This window comes from Flavobacterium sediminilitoris (assembly GCF_023008245.1).
Classification (GTDB): domain Bacteria; phylum Bacteroidota; class Bacteroidia; order Flavobacteriales; family Flavobacteriaceae; genus Flavobacterium; species Flavobacterium sediminilitoris.
In genome coordinates, this window is record NZ_CP090145.1 from 2,137,225 (window position 1) to 2,162,467 (window position 25,243).

General features: G+C 29.0%; 11 protein-coding genes. 10 read left to right on the forward strand and 1 reads right to left on the reverse strand.

Features of this window, described 5'->3' with window-relative positions; translation table 11 throughout:
- Positions 1-21: 21 nt before the first annotated feature.
- Positions 22-984 carry a helix-turn-helix transcriptional regulator gene (locus LXD69_RS09610; RefSeq protein WP_045967804.1) on the forward strand — a complete coding sequence of 321 codons (963 nt, stop codon included), beginning with the start codon at positions 22-24 and terminating at the stop codon, positions 982-984.
- 77 nt (positions 985-1,061) lie between these two features.
- Here LXD69_RS09610 and LXD69_RS09615 read toward each other — a convergent pair whose 3' ends face one another.
- The gene (locus LXD69_RS09615; RefSeq protein WP_246914909.1) at positions 1,062-2,030 is read right to left on the reverse strand and encodes an alpha/beta hydrolase; all 969 of its coding nucleotides are present in this window, start codon (positions 2,028-2,030) and stop codon (positions 1,062-1,064) included.
- A gap of 86 nt (positions 2,031-2,116) precedes the next feature.
- Here LXD69_RS09615 and LXD69_RS09620 point away from each other — a divergent pair, with 86 nt between their 5' ends.
- From LXD69_RS09620 to LXD69_RS09660, 9 genes are all read left to right on the forward strand, one after another.
- Positions 2,117-2,947 carry an AraC family transcriptional regulator gene (locus tag LXD69_RS09620; RefSeq protein WP_246914912.1) on the forward strand — a complete coding sequence of 277 codons (831 nt, stop codon included), beginning with the start codon at positions 2,117-2,119 and terminating at the stop codon, positions 2,945-2,947.
- Positions 2,948-4,044: 1,097 nt separating this feature from the next.
- Positions 4,045-4,710, forward strand: coding sequence for a response regulator transcription factor (locus LXD69_RS09625; protein WP_045967808.1), 666 nt, complete (start codon positions 4,045-4,047; stop codon positions 4,708-4,710).
- A 363-nt stretch (positions 4,711-5,073) separates the two neighbouring features.
- A complete protein-coding gene (locus LXD69_RS09630; RefSeq protein WP_246914915.1) occupies positions 5,074-5,739 on the forward strand; it encodes a response regulator transcription factor in 666 nt (221 codons plus the stop codon).
- 302 nt (positions 5,740-6,041) lie between these two features.
- Positions 6,042-8,261 carry a hypothetical protein gene (locus tag LXD69_RS09635; RefSeq protein WP_246914918.1) on the forward strand — a complete coding sequence of 740 codons (2,220 nt, stop codon included), beginning with the start codon at positions 6,042-6,044 and terminating at the stop codon, positions 8,259-8,261.
- Between the two features lie 5 nt (positions 8,262-8,266).
- Positions 8,267-11,545, forward strand: a complete 3,279-nt coding sequence (locus LXD69_RS09640) for a hypothetical protein (RefSeq protein WP_246914921.1) — start codon at positions 8,267-8,269, stop codon at positions 11,543-11,545.
- A gap of 21 nt (positions 11,546-11,566) precedes the next feature.
- Positions 11,567-12,205 (forward strand): hypothetical protein, encoded by a 639-nt coding sequence (locus LXD69_RS09645; protein WP_246914925.1) that lies wholly within the window; start codon positions 11,567-11,569, stop codon positions 12,203-12,205.
- 3 nt (positions 12,206-12,208) lie between these two features.
- On the forward strand, positions 12,209-12,757 hold the full coding sequence (locus tag LXD69_RS09650) for a 3'-5' exonuclease (RefSeq protein WP_246914928.1): 549 nt from the start codon (positions 12,209-12,211) through the stop codon (positions 12,755-12,757).
- A gap of 236 nt (positions 12,758-12,993) precedes the next feature.
- Positions 12,994-19,251, forward strand: coding sequence for a hypothetical protein (locus LXD69_RS09655; protein WP_246914930.1), 6,258 nt, complete (start codon positions 12,994-12,996; stop codon positions 19,249-19,251).
- Between the two features lie 7 nt (positions 19,252-19,258).
- Positions 19,259-25,237, forward strand: a complete 5,979-nt coding sequence (locus LXD69_RS09660; RefSeq protein WP_246914934.1) for a hypothetical protein — start codon at positions 19,259-19,261, stop codon at positions 25,235-25,237.
- The last annotated feature ends 6 nt before the right edge of the window (positions 25,238-25,243 follow it).

Consider the following 25,243-nt stretch of genomic DNA (forward strand, 5'->3'; position numbering starts at 1 on the left):
TGGGAGATATGTTATGCCATTATGAGTTTAGATTCAGTAAAGCGTTTTGATCGTATTGTAGCAATTTTGGTACAATTACAGTCGAAACGAATTGTTAAAGCGCAAGAATTAGCTGATCGATTTCAGGTAAGTTTGCGTACTATTTATAGAGATGTAAGAACATTAGAAGCTTCTGGAGTACCTATTGTTAGTGAAGCTGGAGTAGGCTATTCTATTATGGATGGTTATCGATTACCTCCAGTGATGTTTACTCGTGAGGAAGCTGGAAGTTTTGTTGCAGCAGAGAAATTTATGCAAAAATTTGTAGATAAATCTTTAGGTAGTTATCATGAATCTGCTATGTATAAAGTAAAATCAGTGTTGAGAGGAAGTGAGAAAGATTGGATTTCAGCATTAGAATCGCAAATAATGGTTGATCCGTCTCAAGAACTTTTTAATAAAGATTTACCAAATGCTTTAGAAATTCTTTTTGAGAGTATAGCGGAGAAAAAACAAGTCTTTTTAAAATATCATTCTTTGAATAGTGAAATGCCTTCTGAGAGAAAAATTGAACCTGTTGGATTGTTTCATGAAAATGGTTTTTGGTATGTACTAGGCTATTGTCTTTTTAGAAATGATTACAGACAATTTAGAACAGATAGAATGTTGCAGATTAATAGAACTCATACTCAATTTACTATGGAGCATGGTACTATTGACGAGCATAGACAGAAAAAGGAAACGTGTGAGAATACGAAGGTTGTTGTTTTAGTAGATAAAAGTGTAGCACGATATATAAATGGAAGTAGAAAGCATTATGGTTTTATTTCAGAAAAGATTAAAGGGAATAATGTAGAAATGACTTTTATGACTTCAGATTTGGAAAATGGTTTTCCAAGATGGTATCTTATGTTTTGTGATTATGCTACAATTATTGAACCCGAAAGTTTGAAACATCGCATTAGAGAGATATTGAAAGTTGGAGAATCGAAACTTTTAATTTAAGAGAGGTTTTTAAGCTCTTTTTTCTGTTACTTTAAAGTAATTTTTAGGTCTGTTTAATTCCTTGGATATGGTTTGTATTAATAATTTGTTTCATTTAAAATTGTATTGAATAACTCAACTTGTTTTTTATAAAAGTCATTTGATAATTTACAAGAAAAAAAATCAAAAGCATGTACGGCTCCTTTTATTTCTAATAGATTAATTGAAACACCTGCTTCTTGCAATTTTAAAGCATAATCCTTTCCTTCATCTTTAAGTGGATCAAATTCGCAAACTACAATAGTTGCAGGAGGTAAGTTTGTAAAGTTTTTTTCTAATAACGGAACAGCATATTTTAGAGGTTTTTTTATATTTTGTTTTAGGTAATGTTTCCACATCCATTTTGCACTTGTTCTGGTTTGCATAGGAGCATTTGCTAATTCTTTCATAGATGAGGTTTTTAAGCGATTATCCACAGGTGGATATAATAAATATTGATGCTGTATTTTAACGTTTTGATTGTCTCTTGCTAAATGACTAATAGAACTTGCAATTGTGGCTCCTGCACTGCTTCCGCCTATTAGTATATTGTTTTTATTTCCGCTTAAATTGTTTCCATATTCCGATAGCCATAAAAGTGCATCATATCCATCTTCCATTGCTGCAGGAAAAGGATGCTCAGGAGCCAGTCGATAGTCTACAGAAACGATTAAAGTGTTAATGTCTAATGATAGTTTGAAAAATATAAAGTCATATTGTTCAGGAGTTCCATAGATAAATGCACCTCCATGAAAATAAAGTAATATGGGTAATTTTCTTTTCTCTTTGGGTTTGTATATTCTTAATCTGATTTTTCTTGACTTATCAGAAGAAGGAATATAAATGTTTTCAACGTCAAGTTGCTGTGGAATATTAAGTGATTCGTCTATTAATGATGAATCCATTTCTTCTTTCCTTATTTTCACAGGATCATTTGCTAATAAGTTTTCATAATCAATATTATTAAAAGGACTATTTGTAACAGCTTCCCATAGCTCTTTATCTATATTTTCGATTAGTTGTTGCATAGTTTTATAATTTTATTTAGCAAAAATAGACTGATAAAAAACTAAAAAACAGGTACAATTAAAGGGTGTTTAGGTATTTTTGCAGTATGAGAGAAAATTTGTATCAATCGCTTGAGGTATTTTATGAAAGAGTAGATGAATGTCCATTACGAGATAGACAGTTTAATTTTTTTGAATTGGTTTATGTCATATCTGGTTCTGGAAGCTATTCTGTAAATGGAAATAAAGTGATTTATGCTTCTGAGGATTTATTTTTAACTACGCCCAATGATTGTCACGAATTTAACTTGGATGGGATGTGTGAGTTTATAGTAATTCGTTTTGGTGAAAATTATATTAAAGAATATCAGTGGAAGAGTATAGACCATATTGAATGTTTGTTGTATTATGCATCTCATTTATCAGGTTCTATTTTAGTTAACCATGATGATAAACAAATGGTTAATAAGTTAATGCAATATTTACACTGGACTATTGCGCATAATGCAATTTATAATGAAGACTTAAAACGGCATTTGGTAAACGCAGTTATTGTACTTGCAGCAAGAAATATAGCAATTATTAAACCTCAAAATATTTCTCCAAATGTAGATATGCGAATTTTAAATATTTTAGATTATATTCAAGAGTATATACGTCGCCCAGAACTTTTAAAGATTCCTATAATAGCTGAAAAATTTGGATTGTCACCCACTTATCTCGGAAGTTATTTCCGTAAACAATGTGGTGAAACTATTCAGCACTATATTTCTTCCTATAGAATTCGACTAATAGAACATCGATTGCATTTTAGTGATAAAAGGATTCATGAGATTGCAGATGAATTTGGTTTTTCAGATGAAAGTCATATTAATAAATTTTTCAAAAGACATAACACGATAAGTCTTAAAGCTTATAGAAATCAAAAAAAGAATTGAAAATGTTCTTTGTTAGAGTTTTAATATGATGATTTTTCCAAAATAAATATGATTCTTCGTTTTAGTCTTTATAGCTTTTGAAAAGGAGTAAGTTGTATGTGTGTTAATATTCGTTTATAATATTTGGCTTATAGTTGTTGCATGAATTTATAGCAAAAGATTAGAAGTATAAAATTCCTTGTAGAATTTTCGGAATCCTAAGTAAAACAGACAGACGAAGTAAAATTCAAAAATACAAGTAAAAACTAGCAATCGTAACGTTTGTTGGCAGATAATTTTATTTTTAGAAAAGTTGTGACAATTCTTTTTTATTTTTTTTGTTTTGTCACAAAACTGTGACAAAATTATTTTGATGAACATGAATTGTCACAGTTTTGTGACAAAATTATTTTAAGTTAATTGCTTTGTCACAGTTTTTGATTGGATATAATTTAGTAGCATTTAACTTATATAGTGAAAAGAGTATTATGATCGGATGGATTAAAAGCTTACTTACTATGCTAAGAAAATGTCAAGATTTTAAAGTAAAATAGTAGAACCTGTATTAGGTACATTGATTAACTTTCTTAGTATGAAAAAAATAAAGAGTAATCGCCCAAGTTCTATCTGTAAAGAAAGTAAAAGCAACTACTTTTCTAAAAACACAATTTTACAAGTTAAAAACTGCTTTTTTAAGCTATCCTATTTTTATGAAATTATACTTAACTAAAGTTTTGTGCAATGAGTATTTTTACTCAATATAGTTAAAAAAGTCACAAATGATGTCAATTGGAGGCTAACAAAAACTTTATTTTAATGTGGATGTTAATATAAGTTAAAATAGAGTGTTTTTAGGTTTTTTATCATAAATTGCTTTGTCTCTTTAACATTTTAAAGTATAATATATTCCTAGACTAAGCGTTTTATTTTTAAGATTAAACTCTTTTTATAAACGAGTTGATCTTTTCTAATTTATTAGATTACGGTAAAAAATATAATACATTTTAATACTATTAATTTAGTTTTCTTATTGGATTAGGTTTGTATGATAATATTTAATAAAGATAAGTATAGGGAGATTAAGAGTTATTGACCAAGATTTTTATTTACTTAATATTATGATTAAAATTGCTTTAATTGATGATCATGAACTTTTTAGAAAAAGTTTGTCTACACTATTGTCTTTTTCAACGAATTTCAATGTTGTTTATGATACAAACGATGGGCTAGCATTTTTAGAATATATAAAAGAGAATGATGTAGATATTATTTTGTTAGATATTCAAATGCCTATAATAAATGGCTTTGAGTTGTGTAAAATATTGAAAAGTATACAACCAGAAATTAAAATTTTGATTGTTTCACAACTCAATTCAAAAGAAGTGACACATCATGTTATGACATGTGGTGCGAACGGATTTTTTAGTAAAAATTCTTCTCCAAATCTTTTAGAAAATGCTATTGAAAACATAATGGAAAATGATTATTATTTTGATGATGAATTAGGGATTGTTATTAAAGATGCAATTTTATGGGAAAGAAGAGAGGGTTATACATTAGATTTCTCGGAATCAATTTATTTGTCTGATAGAGAGATTGAAATTATTAATATGGCTTGTGTTGAAATGAGTAGTAAGGAAATAGCAAATAAGTTGTGTATTAGTACTCGAACGGTTGAAAATCATAGAAAGCGTATAATGGAAAAAACCCGTGCCAAAAATTTTATTGGAGTCATCTTGTTTGCTTTAAAGATTAACGCTATTACTTTAGATAATTTTAGTTAATGGTTGTTCTTCAATGTACAATTTTATAATTAAAAGAGGAAATAAAGATTAATTTTTTTTAAATATAAATATCAAATTAGGTATAAATACTCATTGATTTTTAATTATAAAATATATAGTTTTGGAAGAGTCATATTAATAAATAAGTTGTTTTTTCCATGAAAAAAGTATCGCAATTTTTTTTCAAACTAAGCATACATAAAAAAATAAACTTATTCAAACACTTTTTATAGTCGCTTGAAAAAACTGATTTTTTTACCTACTAAATTAAATAAAGGTACGAAAATTGCAATAAAATTCATTACAATAAATTTTTATATAGTGTACTAAAAATTACTTCAATATTAAACCAAATAGCCTCTCATGATTAAAATTGCAATCGTAGACGATCATCAAATAGTTAGACAAGGACTTAAAAATCTATTAGAAGTAAGTAAGGATTTTGAAGTAATTACTCAGGCAGCTAACGGATTAGAGTTTTTAAAAATTTTGGCAACGGATGCAATACACCCTGATGTGGTATTGTTAGATTTACAAATGCCTACAATGGATGGATATGAAACTAGTATAAAGCTCAAAGAAAAATATTCTCAAATTAAAATTATTATTTTATCACAGCGTGAAACAAAAGAAAGTATAAAAAAAGTCTTTTTAGCAGGAGCTAATGGTTACCTTACAAAGGATACAGATTTTACATCTTTACATCTTGCTATAAATAGAGTTTACAATGAAGATTTTTATTTTGATATGAAATTTTCTAATGTTATAAGAGAGGCAATGGTAATTAAAGGAGAAATGTTAAATATTAATCACTTAAAGAAAAGTAGAGAAAAAATACTTTCAGAAAGAGAGATTGAAATTGTAGATTTAATTAGTAAGGAATATAATACTGGTGAAATTGCAGACAAATTATGCTTGAATTATAGAACGATTGAGTCACATAGAAAAAGAATAATGACTAAAGTAGGTGCTAAAAATTTCATTGGTGTCATTATCTTTGCAATTAAAAATGGTTTAATTACTATTTAAAGATTATATAGCTACTAATAAAAAGGTAACGATTATATAACTATTTTATTTGATAAGCGATTAAAGTCAAATCTATAAATTATAAGAGCAACTTATATTACTCTAAATTTTTCACAAAGCATTAAAACTAAAATGTAAATTCCATTAAATGTTTTTTCTTATTTTAAACCACCTTTTTGGTGGTTTTTTTATGCTTTATTTTTATGTATTACGTGTTTACACGTAACGCAAAATTCCGTGTAAATACGGATTGACAGGAATCATAATAGAAGTTAAATTTACTAATCTTTAAAATTCAATTCATGGCAGAAGTAATTTCCAATACACAAGGGCAAAATTTAACCACTTCCAATCAAGGAACCAATGTAAGAGCTGTGATTCAACCCGTTTCACATTTTGTTTTGCAAACCACTTCTGGAGCCATAACAATTTCTGAAAGTAACAGTTTTGGAGCGGTTAATCCAACACAATTTCGAACTACTTCAAAAATTACTTTTACGGGAAGCAAGAAAGTATATGCTTTGTGCCAAGGTCAGGTTTTGGTACAACCACAAATAGGAAATACGAGCAAAGTGAATCTTATTCTAAAGCCTTTTGCCCAACCTATTAAAGATTTAGGAATTAAATATATCATATATAGAGGACTAAATAAGAGTGATTTTGTTGCCAATGATGTGATTGTAGGAGATGAAAATAATGGTACAGAATTTATAAAACACATTTGGAAAGAATTCAATCAGTTTTATAGTACTGAAAATACAAACCAACCCAAGCCTACTTTTGCGGCTAATTTTATAGGTTTTCCCACAACAACAAACCCTCAAACCGATTTATCTGTTTTAATAGACACTTTTTTTTACAAATTATCTGAAACATTAGTAGATACTGTAACTGGAGAAGCTACTGAACCAAAAGAAAAAGCCTTTGAGTTACCTATGGTAAAAAGAGGCATGTATTTAGGAGATATTACAGGAGAATTAGGAATTGATATTGTTCTTAATTCTGGAGAATATTACATTGAAAACGATCCAACTCCTTTTAAATTCGATTTAAACTATGCAAGAGCTACAGATTTTATGCTAGATCTTGCCAGCGCTACAACTCCTTTTCAAGAAAAATTACTCAAAGAAGTTTGTACAAAATTTATTGATATAGTAGCATTCTATGGTTTACATGCTAACGGAAGTGGAAAAATATATGTAGATGAAACGGCAACACCTTTAACCACTAAAGACACTATCTTTGGTTTACTCACAAGTTTTTATACTAAAAATACACAATACATTTATTTGCAAGCAAACCGACAAAGAAGTTATAACTTTTATGAAAATTATAAGTATTCTGAAGACAATGCAAACAATATAAAAATTGGCACTACTTTAGCTAATGGAACAGAAACCATCTTTGGTCATGCAAGTTGGCCTATACATAAAGTAGCTAATAATGAAAACCTTTATATACAACTTACTACTGACAATTACAGTGAAGCCACTTTATATGTAAAGTTGGGCAACCTACAAACTAGTCATGAAAACAACTTTGTAAGAAATACAAACTTGTTGCAGCCAGCTTCTGAAGACCCTTCTATAACAATCGATTATAATTATACCCAAACTATTGGTTTTCAATTTGAAAAATCAGGTACAGAAGTTATAGCATCTATAGTACAACTCATTTATGAAGGTAAACAATTAACCGTTTCTGAATACATTGCTCCACCCATAGATCCTAATGCGGATCCTATTGTGCCGTCTATCTTTTATTTAAAAGACATAGACGACATTTTTGGATTATTAAATGCTAAGTCATTCATAGCTACTAAAAATGAAAACGAATTACCTTCAGTAATAGAAGAAGAATTGCAACTTATTCATTTTCCTAATGCGCTTAAAAAAACTGATGTAGCGGCTGTAAAAGTAAAAAAAATAGAAGATTTTATTAAAATTGATGAAGATAGCGATTTGCAAAGGGTAACTTTTGAAACGTTGTTAGTAGATTCTGATTTTGACGAAAGTACTTATATTAAAAACAATACGTCTTTAAAAGAAGGAAATACAGCAAAAACGATTAGTTATAGTAAAGAGCAAAATAATTATTACCAGCCTAAAAAACCTTTTTCATTTTCAACTGTATTATTTACCGATTCAGGAAGTACAATTACAGGAGTAATCTTAGAACAAGAACAAGGAAAACTACCAGCAAAAAAGATTTTAGGTATAACGAAAGAGGAATACCAACAATTAATTGCTATAATTGGGTCTAACAATTTAATAAATCCTAAAATTTATTTTAGAAACCTATTAGAAAATGAGGAAGATTATTTCCTTTCGATAGAAGATGTTCAATACAAATCATACACTTTGGATGTGATAGCTGAAAATGCTACAGGTGAATTGTTTTTGTTTTGTTTAAATGAAGATGTTAGATTATATAGTGTTGATGATAGGATATATGCATCAAAAAAGTATAGTGAAAGTATACCATTTACTAAAAATAAAAATATCTCTTTAGATTTAATATAAAACTTATGAAACAAGCTACAATTTTAAAAAATGGAGATGTTGTAACAACAGAAAATATTGTCCAATTACATTTTTATTCATCTGGTCATTTAGCATCTTTTAAAACAAAAGATACAAATATAGTTTTTCATCATTTTGTCGATTTTGATGGAATTGAAGAAGGATATTACGAAAAAGAAAAATATTTAGATTATAAAGCGGAAATTATTAAAGACAAATCAAAAATCATTAAGTTTAAAGATTGGGATTATGCAAATTATGGAGATGAAATTGTCTTAAAAAAAAGAGTTGTTTCTTATGTGGGCCAAGACTTGATTTCAAATAACACTTATTGTTGGAATGAATACAAACTGTTGTATTCTGAAAGTCATTTTTTCACTAATGATGAAATTAATATTGCTATTTTCGCAATAAATCCTTCAAATTCCTTTTGTAATTTCAATTCTATAACTCAAACGGGAGCAATTACATTAACTGCTTATAATTTTTTTGTAAACAACATTATTAATTCTAATATAGATGATTTTGAATTAATTAATACTATTGCAAATATAACCCAAATGATTAATAATATTGATGAAGAGATTTATGAAGCCTTTAGTTCTACGGATTTTGATGACAGTTTAAAGCAACATCAAAAAGATAAATGGGAACTTTCATTAATTATAAATCCTACCGATTATCAAGCCATAAGGAATTATTATACGGGCTATTATGCTGATTTAAAGAATTATTATAGTTCAGTATCAAATTATCTAAATTATATTAGTGACGGTTCTGATATAATTAAGGCTATTGCTTTGGCTTCATCATTACATCCAATAACTCTACAACAAATTGATGTAAATAAAAAAATTGAGATGCTCCATTTTATTGCAGATGAATTTTTAATTGTAGATGATATAATTGAACATAACAGTGCTTTTTATGATACTAATGGCAAAAGAGGTTATTTGTCAGAAACTGCTATTCAAAACTTTATAGTGAATCTTACCTATTCATTTGGTTCTAATGACCTTCAAGTTGACCAAAGTGGTGAATCAGCTGTCGATTATTTTCTTCAAGAGTTACTAAAAGATAAAAAAGATGGAATAATATTTAAAGAATCAATAACTCTTTATGAGGTAATATATAAAAATTTAAATCAATCCTATAATATAACAGAAGGTATAGTAGGAATAACAAATTGGGTTTTTGAAACTAATTACAAGCCCAATAATACTAGAGGAGCTTTTGTTCAAGGACTCTATTTTTTGTGGCAATTTAGTAGATTTAATCCTTATAATGAAAATGATGAAATAAAACCTGGAACATTAGGGTTTAAAATATTAGACGATTCAGAAAATTCAATAGCTAAATTTTATATTGATGATGATGATTTAGGTAATATAGGCTGTTTGTTTTATTACACAAGCGAAATAGGTTATGAAACTTATAAGGTAACAGAAAGTTTAACTATAGGAGATGTTCAAGAATTTACATTATACAAGCAAAAATACGAGAATGCTTCACCAATCGTGTTGCCCTATGAATCTCATAAGCTATTTGGTATTTTTAATGATAATTTTAATTTTAATTTTGAAGGAAAAAAAATAATTGCCACCCAGAATAAACCAACGGATACAAATTATAATAATGATTGGAATTCAAATTATAGAACTTATAGTAATCTAATTTATGGTGTTTATGATCTATACCAACCTGTAACAATTGTTAATACTGATATTGATACAAAATCACCTTTATTAACAACGTCAACAAATGAAACTCAAATAATAAATGGTCAAGCAATCAATTCATTAATTCCTGTTTTTGTTTTGAAATATATAGATGATGCAGGAGATCAGAGTGATGCTGAAAACATGCTTGGTTATTTAATTGATGGCATATTAACTTTTTCAGGAATAGGTAATTTAACCAAGTTGAAACACTTACGTTGGGCAGCTTTAGCTGAAGGGCAAATTGGTTTATTTACTAAGCAAGGATTGCGAGTGGTTTTTGGTGGAATTGAGTTTTCGTCTGGAGTAATAGGTTTTTTTGCAAACTTTGTCTCTTGTGACCCACCAAATGTACCAGAAGATAGTACCAATCCTGATGATATTGAAGCTTGGGAAAATTACAGGTTTTGTAAAAGTATGAAGACTTTCATCACTGTTTTTCAATTTGCCACTCTATCGATTACTGTGGGCGATACAATTACTAGTTTAGCATTAAAGAAGCAAGCCGCAAGAGTTATTAAAAATGCTGGCGGAGGTGTTGATGAAGTCGCTATAAAAAATAATTTACAAAATAGGCTTGAAAATGTATCACCTAATGCTACTAATTTAGATGAAGTAGCAGAAGTAATGACAGAAACTGGTAAAGCCAAATACTTAAATGCTGCCGCTGATCTTTTAATTAAGATTGATAAAATTTATGATAAAATCCAACCGAAGATTTTAAATCGAATTAGTAATGGTAATGGTGTATTTAATAAGAAGTTTTTTAATTTAAATTTTGATGAAAATAATTTAAAAATAATTATACAAGATTTTATTCAAAATGGAATAAATGATCAAAAAATAATAGAAGACTTTGTTATATTTGCATGTAGAGTTGATCAAAAAATAATAGACCCAGTTACTGGACAGCTTGTGGGTAAAATTATTAAAGGTTATACTTTTACTGAATCAAGAATTATTATTAATTACTACGCAAATGTAATTTTAAAAAGAGGATTCGTAACAGGTTTTTACAATTTGCAGGATTATAAATTATTCTCGCAGAAAGCAAAAGTTTTTTTAGATGATTTTTGTAAAAAAAGAGGGATTTCTAATGCAAAGTATGAAGTTCAAGGTTCGGTACAATTTAAATCACATGATTTAGATCCTAATGTAAATGATGTTCCAGTTTTAACAAGAGATGGTAATATCATTAAACCAGATGATTTTGATGGTAGAATATATATATCGAAACATCAAGCCAATATTTATTTAAAAGGTCTTGAAAGAGATTATAGAAAGCAGTTAAGATTAGAAAATCCTACATGGAATTCCAAAAACATTGAAAAAGAAGTTAATACAATTTTAATTAATGTAAAAAAAGGAATAAAAAAAGGAATGATTAGGAAAGATTATATTAAACCAGATGGATTTTTAGATGATTTAAAACAAGCCGTAAAAAGAGACGATGGAACGCATATTTTTTATATAAAAAACAGTGCTGATGAAACTGAAATTGGATTTTCAATTATTATCAAAGGATCTCCTTATGATGTTGATCCAGTAATGTCTTTAAAATATTAACTAATTTATACACAAAAGAAAATGAGTACATATAAAGAATTTAAAAATACTGACGGAATTTTAATTACGCCTCAACAAGCAAGTCAATTAGATGATTATAAAGAAATTGCTTTTGAGAATAATCGTATTAAAAAATCCATAAATTATTGGGACAAAGAAGTTCAAAATATAGATATATATATATATCCTGATGAAGATTTAAATACTGAACTCAGTAAACTAGACAATAATTTAACTTATACTATTGCAAAAGATTTAGAAATAATAAACGGTTATAAAGTTTGGAAATTTTATGAATATAAAAATGGAGTTTTAGGTCCTTTAATATTAACAGAAGTTATAGATATTAATAACAGATGTGTTGCCTATAAATCTGAAGAAAGTTCGGTTAGTATTCGTAAAGTTTATTATTTAGAAGGTAAACATGTGGTAAATGTTGAAGAAGAGTTGGATTTTGTTTATGAAGAAGACGATGAAATATTTTTTGATTTTGAAAACGGGAATTTAACGATTAACGTTTCTCATAATGTTGCAGAAGGAAATTTTACTAATATAAATTTATTTTACGGCACATATTATGAAAGATTACCTTTTATGACACCAGAAATTTTAGCATATTTTACAAATCCAGAACCTCTGGTTCCTCCAATGCAATTATAAATCATGGCAAAATTATTAGATAAAATAGTAGTAGTAGATATAGAAGCCACCTGTTGGGAAGGTAAAAACCCAGAAGGAATGGATAATGATATTATTGAAATAGGGGTATGTTTGTTAGATATAAATACTGGAGAGATAACAAATAACAGAGGTATTTTTGTTAAACCAGAACGTTCAGTTATAAGTTCATTTTGTACACAACTTACAACAATAACATCAGAAATGATAGAAAAAGAAGGAGTCACTTTTCAAGAAGCACTTCGCATTCTTAAAAAAGAATATGATACTCAAAGCAGAGCGTGGGCAAGTTATGGCGCGTATGATCTGAAACAATTTCAAAGACAATGTACCGATTTAGGCAAAGGTTATCCATTTAGTCCATCACATATTAATGTAAAAACGCTTTTTGCTTTAAAACAAAAATTACCTCATGAATTAGGTATGGACGGCTCACTTCAAGAATTAGGAATTCCATTAGAAGGTACTCATCACAGAGGTAAGGATGATGCTAATAATATTGCGAAAATTTTAAGGGAAATTCTAAAAAACTAAGTTTATAACTTTAAAACAATACTAAACCGCAAATCTCTTTTGGCTTTGCGGTTTTTGTTTAGTAGTATTTCATCTATTTAAAAGAATAGTAATTCACCATAAAAAGAGTGTTTTATATAAATATTACGTGTTTACACGCAATGTAAAATTCCGTGTAAATACGGATTGACTGGCAATGAATTTGGCGTTAAATTTACAAATGAATCTTAACATGATATTCATGTGGTTTTTACAAAATGAACACTATTAAGATTCTAGAAGCAATTAATTTTCGAAATATGCCAAATACACAAACACCTTCTGTTGCCGTAACAAAAAGATATTATCCTACTTTATCCACAATTTTGAATGAAGAAGATATTCCAGAAATATTAGGTTTCATAAAAGAAGGTTTAGTGGGTTTGCTAGGTAAAATTCACTATAAAGATTTACAATATACTAAAAGTCCTAGAGGAGATGCTGCGTTTTATAGCTTGAATATTGTTTCTCCAAAAAGATTAGCTATAGAATTACCAGGTTCAGGAATTTCATTAGTATTGAATCCAGATGTAACTGGAAATGATTTTAGCATTTCTTCTTTCCCTATTACAGTGGAGTATCAATGGAAAGTATTAGGTTATTTACGCTCTTTTAATATTGACTCCTTTTCATTCGCTCCCCAAGAGTTATTTGAAATGGCATTGTTAGTTCTAAATATATCAGAAGAACAAGTACTAGCAAACTTTATAAATTTATTTGTTACTCCATCAGATGCAAATATTACACCTTTGCAACAGTTTGTAATAGATATAAATGCAGAAACAACTATTGTTTTATCACCACCAACCAATAATACAACTCTCACAGAAATTGTTCAAGAAATATATACTCAAGGAGGCAATCAATATGCTTCTTTAACCGCTTTTGGTGTTTATCTACTAGATGATGATTTAAATACTACATTAAGTAGAGTTAAACTTTTTTTTAAAAGCTTTATACCTGATGATTTAGACGCGTTTATTAAAGATATTTTAATACCAAAATTTAGAGCAACACTAACACTTATAGCAGGAGTAGAATTTCCAAGAAGTTTACTACAACCAGTATATGATGAAAATGGTGTAAATCCATATAATCCAAGTGATGTTGCAAGCCCAAATAGCACGAGAGGACTGTCTGTAATACCAGCAGATGCAAATGGGTATCCAAAAGTGCTTTTTACTTTTGTAGAAGCCTTATTCTATGCCGATACTGAAAAGGGATTTGGTTACAATATGGAATTAGTTTTAAACACCATTGTTCCAGCTCAAATAGGAAATACTGGATTAATTATCAATATTCAAAATCTTAAATTAGACCTAAGTAAAGAAAATAATATCATAGAAGCTGAAGCGGATGGAAGACCAGATGATTTTATGGGGTTCTACAGTGATAAAATTGATATTTATTTACCAAAAAAATGGTTTTCAAAGGATAATTCCATTCAGCAAACAGTAAAACTAACAGGGAAAAGATTGTTAGTAGGAACAGGTGGAATTTCAGGAATTATAGGATTGGAAGCAGTAGCTTTGGGTAACCCAATAACAGAAAACGATTATTTCTGGTTCATAATTGGATCAGAAACTACAGGTTTCAAAATAGGTTTTAGTAAATTCGACATCACTTTCAAACAAAATCTTGTAACCAGTTCTAATATAGCAGCTGCATTAGAAATACCAAAATTAAAATTTCCAGATGATCATCCTGTTTCTCCAGGAGCACCTTTTAAAATAGATGTTTTAGGGCATTTAGACCATGAAGGTGATTTTAATTTAACTGCTGCTGCAAATGGTGGGATTGTTCATGCTCGCATAGGAGATTATGTAGATTTTAATTTTCTTTCCCTAGAATTAGGAAAACAAGATACTAATTTTTATGTTGGCACTTCAGTAGAAATAAGCTTCCCAAGTGGTTTAATAAACGAACTTTTAGGAGATCAAAAAATTATAATTCCAAGGCTTCGTTTTTATAGCAATGGTAAATTTGAAATTGTAGGAGGTAATGGTTTTTTACCTGTAAATATTAATTTGCCTTTAGGTCCAGTTAATGTTTCGGTTACAGGAATTCATATGGGTTCCATTCAAAGAGAGCATCAAGGAATACTGCGTAGCTACAATTATATTGGTTTTGATGGAGCCATTAGTGTAGACCCTTTTGCCTTAGATGCAAGAGGAGAAGGAATAAAATATTATTATACCAACGACGATGATGAAAATGGGGGTAATGGACATTCTTTTTTACACATTCAAACCATAGAGATTGATTTAGTAGTACCTGCAAAAACAAAAGCAGTTTCGTTACACGGTTTATTATCCATTCCAGAACCTGGAGCTTCTCAAGAATATGTAGGAGAAATAGATTTCAAATTAAAAAAAGGAAATATAACGGGACGAGCAGCTATGAAACTAGCTCCAAAATTCCCAGCTTTTATTGTAGATGCAGAAATAGAGTTACCAAAACCTATTCCGTTAGGTTCTTTTGCCATTTATGGTTTTAGAGGATTAGTAGGTTTTAGATATGTAGCAGAGAAGAAAGCAATTCCTGCTTTACCTCCAACTGCAACGTGGTACGATTATTATAAATTTCCTCCAAAAGGAATTCATGTTTCTAAATTTAGTGGCCCTTATCAATCAGAAGGCTATAGTAATCCTTTTTCTTTTGGTGCAGGAGCAGTTTTAGGAACCAGTTTCGATAGTGGAACTGTTTTATCGATGCGTGCGATGGTTTTGCTTTCTATTCCTTCTTTGTTTATGATTGAGGCAAGAGCATCACTTATTAGTTCAAGATTAGGTTTAACAGATAGTAAAGAACCTCCTTTTTGGGCAATGGTCGCTTGGGGCGATAATACAATTGAAGCAGGAATGGGGGCCGATTTTAAAATGCCAACTGCAACTGGAAAGGTATTGACGTTAAATGCTAATGTTGAAGCCTTATTTCCGCTAAATAATTCAAGACATTGGTACATAAATATTGGTACAAGAGAAAAACCAAACACTGCAACATTATTTAAAGATGTTGTTAATCTAAGAGCGCTTTCTTATTTGATGATAGCATCTGAAGGATTAGAATTTGGAGCTAGAATGGATTATGAACTGAAGAAGAACTTCTTTGGTATTAAAGTCAGGTTATGGGCTTTTGTAGAAATAGGAGCAAAAATAAGTTTTGAAAGACCACAATTTGGTGGCTATATTCATTTAGGAGGAGGAATAGAGGTCAATGTTTGGAGAGTGCTTTACATTGGTTTTTCATTAAACGCTTATTTATCAGGTGAAGCTGTAAAACCTTATTTGATTTATGCTCAATTACGCTTCTCAGGAAGAGTTAGAGTGTTACGATTTTTAAAAATTAGATTTAATATAAGTTTACAACTCAAATGGGAAAAAAATAGAGAAGTAGACACCTCTCCAATACCTGTTTTATCTGATGGAACTGCTGGAACGCCAAATATTTTAAATGATTTGGTTAAAGGAGTTCATATGCTGACCAATGAAGAGTTTAAAATTAAATATTTTAATACTGAGCCGACAATTGCTTTAATAGAAGATGTGATTCCTTTAGATACTTTTATTGATATTAAATTTAGTAAAGGAGTTGTACCAAATTTGGTTACATCAAAAATAGGTGGGCATACTTCAGGTGCAGAAAATTTTGTTGACTTAATTCCACCTCAAAAAACTGTTCGAGGTGGACATGTATTACGTCAAGTAAAACATAAATATTCCATTGAAAGTATTGCGATTAAATGTTGGAACGGTACAAGTTGGATAGATTATCATCCAGTAGAAGCTTTGGATCCAAATGTTCCAAGTTCAAGTTCAAAAAAAATAGGTTATTGGCAACGATCAGGAAATCAATATGACATGATTCGTATATTAGGAGGTGATCCATTTAGTTATACAGAACAAGGAGAACCAGGTTGGTTTATTCCAGAACAATATGGAATTACTGCTTCTAATTTATTTTGTGCTAATACTTCAAATGTTTGGCATTCCTCAAACGTATTGAATAAAAATATTGGTCATATATATCCGCTAACAGGTCAGCAAAATGGGCATTTTATTAATGGAGCTTATTTTTCTGCTATAGGAGAATTTGGAGCGGATCCTTATATTCCAAATTCCATTCAATATAATAATTTAGTAGTCTCTGATGTGCAAAATTCTTTTGGATTTGCAAAATCTTTAGTTTTTAATAACTTAAATGGCTTTATGATTTTGTTGCCAGAAGATGCTCCAAAAGTAAATTTGAAATTAAATAGTTATGCAGGTTTAGTTGTAATTAATTATTACAAAACGGTTATAGTTCCTAATTCTAGTTTTATTGGATATGAATTGGTTGAAACGAAAACCAAAACCGTACAAGAATTAGAAACAGAAGTTGTTTTTGATAATATAAACAATCCTATTTTAAAAATTGAAATAATTCCAGTTACGCCTCAATATGATGAAATTTTAGCGATTCAAGAAGAAATAGAAGCTTTGTTTACAGATACTTATGAGAGTTCTGATGATTATGTTAATGTAACATTGCCTAACGATAGAACTCAATATGATTATTTGATTCGTCAATTGGATCAATTATTAGAAACAGGTTGTGTTCAAATAAATTGTGAAGATAGAGATAATCTATTATGCGAATTATATGATAGTTTAATTGCTTTAGGGTGTTTTGAAAGAGTAGTTACAAGTTCTGCAGACTTGAATATGGAGTGTTATTGGAATTTTGTGAATCTTATCAAAAATATGATGGGTCAGTTTGCTTATATCCATCAATTAATTAGGAAAGACTATTATGATCCATGCTCTATTTTATTAAATTCATTACAAAGTGCCATTACTAATAATTATTCAGAGAATGAGATTTTATCTATTTATTCAAATTTAAATAATGCAGTAACTGTGTTATTGAATTTTTTACTTGAAGAAGGGAAATGTAAATGTAAAAAACAAAACTGTACTACTTCTTTCCAACAAGTGAGTTGGAAAACAGTTCTGGAATATGAATTTGAGGCAACCATCCCAAATCAAGCGGCTCAAGAAGCAGAAAATCAAGCTTTAATTGAATCGGTTTTAAATACAGTGCAACCTATATGGAGACCCAATACTAATTATTATATTTCTTTTAAACTGAAAGATGAGGTTAATAATGATGCTACTACTACTAGTTCAAAAGAATATTACTATGGATTTAAAACCGCAGGACCTTTAGGGCATTTCCATGATGCTGATGGTGTAAAATATGGAAATGAATATCAAAATGGAACTATTACTAATAGAAAAAATAAAGATGCAGTAGTTTCTTTACATGGGAAATTAATCAATCCAGATAAATACAGTTTAACAAGTTTAAGAAAATACTTAGATTATAATAAATCATATCCTAACATCGATGGGAATTTAATTTTGGCTAAACCTATTTATTATGAAAATAATCAATGTAAAATAACTTTGAATTTTGTGAAACCACTAGCTTTTCATATGTTCAAAAATTGGTCTTCTTATAAAGGTTTAACCGAAATAAAAGGAGCATTAAACATCCAAATAAAAGATCCAGTTACAGAGTTATTACTCAATTATCCATTAGCTATAACTGAGACAACTACTGAAGTTGTTCCTCAAACTACAACTAGTGAAGGACAACCAGAGTGGGTGGGCAATAATGATCCAAGATTACCATTAAATATTCAAATTTTACAAAATTTAATTGAAAACGGATCGATTCCTTGTAATTTCGAAGTAGGCCAACCACTAGTTCCTAAAAGTTATTCTTATTCCGTTGAGGTAACAGATTTAAAACCACAAAAATTATATACAGCAATCATAAACAACGCTTTTGATGTAAATGGAGATGGTAATTTTACGGATTACTTAAATACAACTAGAAATATTGGGGTTAGTGAAAACAAAGAAGTTCACAAATTTGTATTTCAAACTTCTCGTTATGGAAATTTCAAAGAACATATCGAAAGTTATATTCTTCATGAAGAAGAAGGAAATGTTGTTAAAGCGATTTATAAGCTAGAACATGATTTTTCTCAGCAAATGCTTAATGAGGCTTATGCAATTGTGTCTAATTTAAACGTAGATATAAATACAAGCATTTTAGGCTATACTGATTTATTTGATAGGGTCATTGAAGGCGTCTTTAAGTTGAAGCCTTTAGATCCAGCCCAAACTACTGAATTTAATATTCTAAAAGATTTAAATGGAGCAACAGTGGGGCTTTTAATTAGAAGTACAGAGTCATTTAATAGCCCAAATTTTGAAGCTTCGTTTTTAGAAGACACCATCTCAATTTTAAATAATAATAGTATCGATTATTCCATATTATATGCCAAAGATTATGCTTCCTGTTTAATTATGAAAAATGGCATTTTTATCGATGAAACAACGCTAGATATTAAATTCAAATATTTAGGTTGGAGCGGAACGCAACTTATGGAATTGGCTGTAGAAACAATTAGTATTGATTTATAAAAAAAGAATGATGACATTTATTAATAGATATACAAAACCCGATGCATTTAATTATTACTATTCAGAACAATTTTATGAGTATGGTAATTCATTTGTTTTAGCAATTGGTAAAACTAAAAATGAAGGACTAATTACTAAAGTTAATTTATCTGGAAATATAATTTGGGAAAAGACTTTTAATGCAGAAGGTTCATCTTCTTTTGAATGTAAAAAAATAATTCAAATTGAAGATCTTACTAGTGAACTTAAAACTATTTATGTTTTAAATGTAGTAATTGACAACATTAATTCCCTAATGGCTATTGATGCTTCTTCTGGGGAAATAATGTGGACAAAACTTTTAAACTGGAAAGATAGTGATGCTATTTGCAATCTAGTTACAACCAAAGAGGAAACTTCTTTTTATGTAGTGATTTCAGACAGAAGTGAAACGGATTATTCAATTAACCCTATACTATATAAGTTTGATTATAATGGAGAAGTTATTAATACTATAGAAGTAGTACATGGAAAACCACTACTTATTACCTCAATTGTTGCTGATAACGATCGAATAGCAATTGCTGGAAGAGTTATTTTAGAAAACTCAACAGGAATAATTATAAGTTTTAATAAAGACTTAAAATATATTGATACAATTTTAATAGATAAAATTTTCTGTAACATTCATGATTTTAAAATTATACCAGAAAGAGGATATTTACTTTCAGGATATTCAATTAATGATAAAGCTGTTTTTATTACAAAGATATTATATGAAGAAGAAGTAGTGGATTACAAAATTTTAGTAAATACCCAAAACTGTGGCTCACATATAGAAATAACTAATGATATTATCTATTTAGTTCATTATAATGAGCAAATGGGTTATGTTCATAAACTAGATTTTAACTTAAATGCTTTATGGACAAAAACAATTGAAATAGCTCCAAGTACAAATAATGGGATTCGATTTATAAAAGAAAAAAATAATAGGTTAACTAGTCTTTTTTTCAATCAAACAGAAGGTTCATTAATTGTTAATAGTAATACAAATTTAGACACCTGTAAGACTAAAGAATTAACCACCATTTTACTTAATAGTTCTAAAATATATTTAAAAACTATTGAGGTTGCTATTAAACAAGTTAGCCATAGACCTGAAGATATTGAAGCTAGTGAAAAAACAATTACGTCTCAAATAAAACAATACTGTAATAACACCTCGATTGATGGTCAAATTGTTATATCAAAAAATATAAGTCTACAATCTCCAAATTTCATTCTAAATGTAGCGGGTTCGACAGCTCAAGATGGATCTACTAAAGGAATACACTTAAGATGGTTTTTTGGAGGTATTTTAGGAGAAAAGCATTTACCTAAAGGCGATTATTATACAAGTGGGAATTTTATTTTCAATAAACCAAACGATTATGTAAGTATATATAGAGCAAAATATAGTCCTGTGATAACAACTATAGATTTTTCTTTGCCACCCAATGTTGTTAATCCTGCGCAAAGATTTTGGATATACAAAATAGCTGAAAAATTAATTTATGTGTATTTCAAAAATACAGCTCAGTATGATTCAGTAGCTAATGAAATAGATCCATTAACGCAAACCTATAGTTTTATTGAAGCTTATGGAGGTAACTTAATTGAAATTGAAAGTAAAAAAGATTTGTTTTTTGGAAGTAGTTTTGAATTTAGTAATGTGATTCAAACTTCTCAAATACTTACTGAAACCTTATCAGTAGAGAAAAATCTACAACTTGCTCCAAAAATAACTTCTTCAAGAGGAAAATATGGAAGTAATGATTTTGGAAATTTGAAAATTTTTAATGACAATTGTAAATCTATTCGTTTTAAAACTTCAGCGTGTTTGGTAGTAAAAATACATTTAGAGTTTTATGCAGACTTTATATTCAGTAAAAATGCATCTCAATCTTGGTATCCTTTAGGAAAATATGCTTTGTCTCTTGATGACACTAAAGTTTTAGCGCAGTTAGAACCTACTTCTGGACTTGTTAATTCAAAATGGCCAAGATTTAATGATGGTGAAAATGTAAATATTAATAATTATATAGATAAGTGGAATGGCACAATACAAGATGATGATAGAAATATAAAAGAAGTTGTTGCTAAGTTTTTAGCATTAAGTACTGATAGTAATAACCCAAATCCAACAGGTATTGAAACTATCAATTTTAATCTAAATATTGAAAATGAAGACGGTACTACTCCTCCAGTTTCTGAGGATGATTTCACAAGTTTACCTTTATTAGACATTCTTAATGTAGGGGCTTTAGATTATCATGTGGCAAGAATGTTAGGTCTAGGGATATTAGATATAAATGCAATAGTTTTAACAGGTGAAAAATATGTGTATTTGTCTGAATATACCACTTTTGGAGATTTGGAAGATGGTTTAGGAAAACGAGAATTGCAACACATTTCTATGAGTTTACCAACAAGTATTTATGATGAAAGACTTCCTTTACCCTATGAATTAAATCAAATTGTACCAGGAATTGTAACCCAGAATGATGAAGAAATTCCAGTAATGATGACTGATAATGAAGGGTATACACCTGATGGCAAATATCGCTTTGTTACACTAGAATCAAATCCATTACCTGAAGAATTAGTAAATATTCCATTCTATGATACCTCGGAATTATTTAATCAATCTGAATTTTCTTATGCTGTATCTGCTGGATTAGAATATAAAATGAACAATCAGCAAAACTGGGTAAAACCAGAATTGAGTCATGATATAAATTACAGAAATATTTTTCAGGGTAATCTTGGAACTAATGAAACCATTCCATTAATGCTACCAGAACAAAATAATGTACTTTACATTCATAAGCAATCAGATTCTGGTACTTATAATTATTTAACTTACGGTATCAATATATTTTCACGTTCCACTATAGGAAATGATATTTTAAGTATTAATACAATTATAAGACCCCAAAATCAATTACAACCACCACATAATATAAATGCTTTATTAATTAGAGAAGAGTCTCCTTTATTACTTACTTCAGAGGAAGAACAAGATAGAATAGGAACAATTTCTAATACAGATAAAACTTTAGTAAGACTTACCTTTGATTATCATACCAATCAAGAGTTAACAAATTATCAAATTGAAGAAAAGTATAACGACATTGCTATTACAACTATTGAAAGTGAAACCTTAAATGGTGAGCCCAATTATATTTATCCAGATGAGAAAGATATATTTGCAGAAGAAGTCGAAGTATTCTTTAGAAATCAAACACCTAATGTAATTGAGGGTAAAATAATTAGCCAAAATAATGATCCGATAAATGAGTTGGTTGTAACTTTAAATACAGGAGTTTTTAATCAATCAAGTACAGGCTTAAATTTATCACCATTAATTCCTCAAGGAAAAGAAAATAATTTTATTGGCGGAAAAGTATTGATGGGAACAAATGCATACTTTATTTATCAAATTGAAAACACATCAACTTATCCTACCCTAAAAGTTTTGAAAAATAGTGAATTAGATGATATAGTTATAGTTGAAGATGGTTATTTCCAATTGGTAGAAAACATGCAAAATATTACTAGTTGGAATACACCATTCAATACTATAAACTCTCTAGCAAATCCATTTGTATTTAAAATTCAATTAGGGCTTCCTAATAATCCTAATTGGCAATTAAAAAGAGAAGTAATTCATCTTATAGATGAAGAAGGAAATACTACACGGTTTTTAGAAAAAACAAAAGGTTTTTGGAAAAATGCTATTATAGAAGAAATTGCTGAACCTGTTAATGAAATAGAGCAAGCTGATGGCACATATTTATATGCTAATGAGTTTAATGGTCTCTATAAATTAACTTTTACAGGATTCCAATTAAACCAACATCCTCAGTTTTCTGGGAATAATAATTCGGTAGAGTGGTTTAGAGGTTTAGTTCGTCTAAGAACTGAAGCCTCTCACTTAATTACTGGTGAACGAAAATCACTGGAAGTAATAAGAATAGAAAATATAGGTACAGGGGATTTAGTACTTTATATATATGATAATAATTATCCTGGTTATAATGCGGATCAAAATATTTTAGATGCTTATGACAAACTTAAAACAGGTACTCAATTAGTCAACTATTATCCAAGTTATAAAGTGTATTTATACCAAAACCAGGCTGTTAATTTAACAGAATCAAAAATACTACCTCAACAAGGAGAAGGTAATAAATATTCAATCTTTGGACTAAGAAGTCATGATTTATCAATAGGGTTTACAGATTATTATTCAAAAATAAGTATCCCAGCTTTACTTTTTGCACAAGAAATAGTTGCTCCTATAAAACCGCAAACACCTTTAGGCGCAAAATATGCTACTCGACCTGATTTCTATGGAAAATCAACGTATACTTTTACAACCGCTTTTGGTTCAAATGCTAATCATAAACCACATGGATTACAATTTTTAAGAAGTAATGATGATAGTATTATAAATGCTCTTTATGATATTGATACTGTAAAAAATATTAGGCAAAACTTAAAAATTTATGGGGGAAATGATGAAGTTTGGTTAAAAAATAGGTGGGATAATTTTTTTGATTTTGAAAGCTACAGAAGTGCTCAATCAAATGGTTTGTATATGGAATATCCCGAAAACGAAATAGAAAAATATAGACTTCCTATTCCAAATAACCCAACATTTATTTCGAGTGTAAATGATTTTATTAAATGGCATAATAAAAATAATGGTTCAAATTCAGATGCTTCACTAGTAAATCAATTTAGTGCTTTAAATCAAGTAATTATCGCTACAACTAGTGGCGTGCAATATGATATTTTACTAATTGATTTTGTGGAACAAACAGTTAAAAATTCTTTTATTCCTCTAACAGAAATTCCAATTTTATATGATTATATAAAACCAAATACAATTTATCCAAATAATTATAAGCCTATTTACAAAAAGCAAAATGTTAGGGATAGCAATGGATATATGCTAAATCCAGATCATCCAGATTTTGATATTGCACCAATGGCTAAAAGAGTCTCACAAAATTCAAATGAAGTGCAATTTACTGATTTCACAATTGATGGAACTTCTAAAAACATCTACTTTTATTCAGTTAGAGAAATAGGGAACCAAATGAAAATGGGTGAGATGAGTGATATTTTAGGACCAATTAAACTCGTTAATACAAATTCTCCCGAAGCACCTGAGATAAAAAGAATTATACCAATTTTAGAAAATAGAATTCTTGGAATTAATGCTTGTGTTAAATTAGAAATCAATAGATATCCGGAAGAACAATTTATAAAGAAAATAAATTTATATAGAAGTTTTAATCGACTTGAAGCACAGTCAATTAGAACTATGCAATTGATTAAAACCATTGACTTAGAAATTGAAAATCTTGAAATTGAAGATATTTGGAACTTTGTTGATGATTTTTCTGATTTGGTAGAGGTACCATATGGAGATCCTCTATTTTACAGAATAACAGTTTCCCGAAAAGTAGAATATTCGGAAGATAACTCAAATGCAGTTATAGAATATGTACCATCAAATCCGTCTAAATTACTGGCTACAACAGTGGTGGAAAATTATATGCCAGAATCTCCATTGATGAGCTGTTACTCTGAACAAGAAGAAAATGGGTATGTGAATTTCATTACTTTAAAATGGAATAAAACATGTTATAATGGTATTTATCATTTATATAAGTTGAACCAGCAAGGAAATTGGATTAAAATTCATGAAGTAGCTTCAAATGAAGAAACAATTTTTGTTCAATTAGAAGAAACAAAGCTGAATAGTGCAAATTTAAGAGTACTATCTAGTGAAGGAGATAAATTATATCACCATTTCAAAGTAATAACAGAAAATACATCAGGAATGTTTAGTACTAAAGAGAATATTCTTACAATTTTCAATGAAGAGACATGGAATCAAGTAGGAGGAATTGGTGAAATGATTACAGGTAGTACATTTAGAGTAAGATAAATAAAT

Bases quoted from the DNA above. Each gene is read 5' to 3' on its own strand.
- LXD69_RS09635 (WP_246914918.1), top strand. From the start codon at position 6,042: ATGGCAGAAGTAATTTCCAATACACAAGGGCAAAATTTAACCACTTCC.
- LXD69_RS09625 (WP_045967808.1), top strand. From the start codon at position 4,045: ATGATTAAAATTGCTTTAATTGATGATCATGAACTTTTTAGAAAAAGT.
- LXD69_RS09645 (WP_246914925.1), top strand. From the start codon at position 11,567: ATGAGTACATATAAAGAATTTAAAAATACTGACGGAATTTTAATTACG.
- LXD69_RS09650 (WP_246914928.1), top strand. From the start codon at position 12,209: ATGGCAAAATTATTAGATAAAATAGTAGTAGTAGATATAGAAGCCACC.
- LXD69_RS09655 (WP_246914930.1), top strand. From the start codon at position 12,994: ATGAACACTATTAAGATTCTAGAAGCAATTAATTTTCGAAATATGCCA.
- LXD69_RS09640 (WP_246914921.1), top strand. From the start codon at position 8,267: ATGAAACAAGCTACAATTTTAAAAAATGGAGATGTTGTAACAACAGAA.
- LXD69_RS09620 (WP_246914912.1), top strand. From the start codon at position 2,117: ATGAGAGAAAATTTGTATCAATCGCTTGAGGTATTTTATGAAAGAGTA.
- LXD69_RS09660 (WP_246914934.1), top strand. From the start codon at position 19,259: ATGATGACATTTATTAATAGATATACAAAACCCGATGCATTTAATTAT.
- LXD69_RS09610 (WP_045967804.1), top strand. From the start codon at position 22: ATGAGTTTAGATTCAGTAAAGCGTTTTGATCGTATTGTAGCAATTTTG.
- LXD69_RS09615 (WP_246914909.1), bottom strand. From the start codon at position 2,030: ATGCAACAACTAATCGAAAATATAGATAAAGAGCTATGGGAAGCTGTT.
- LXD69_RS09630 (WP_246914915.1), top strand. From the start codon at position 5,074: ATGATTAAAATTGCAATCGTAGACGATCATCAAATAGTTAGACAAGGA.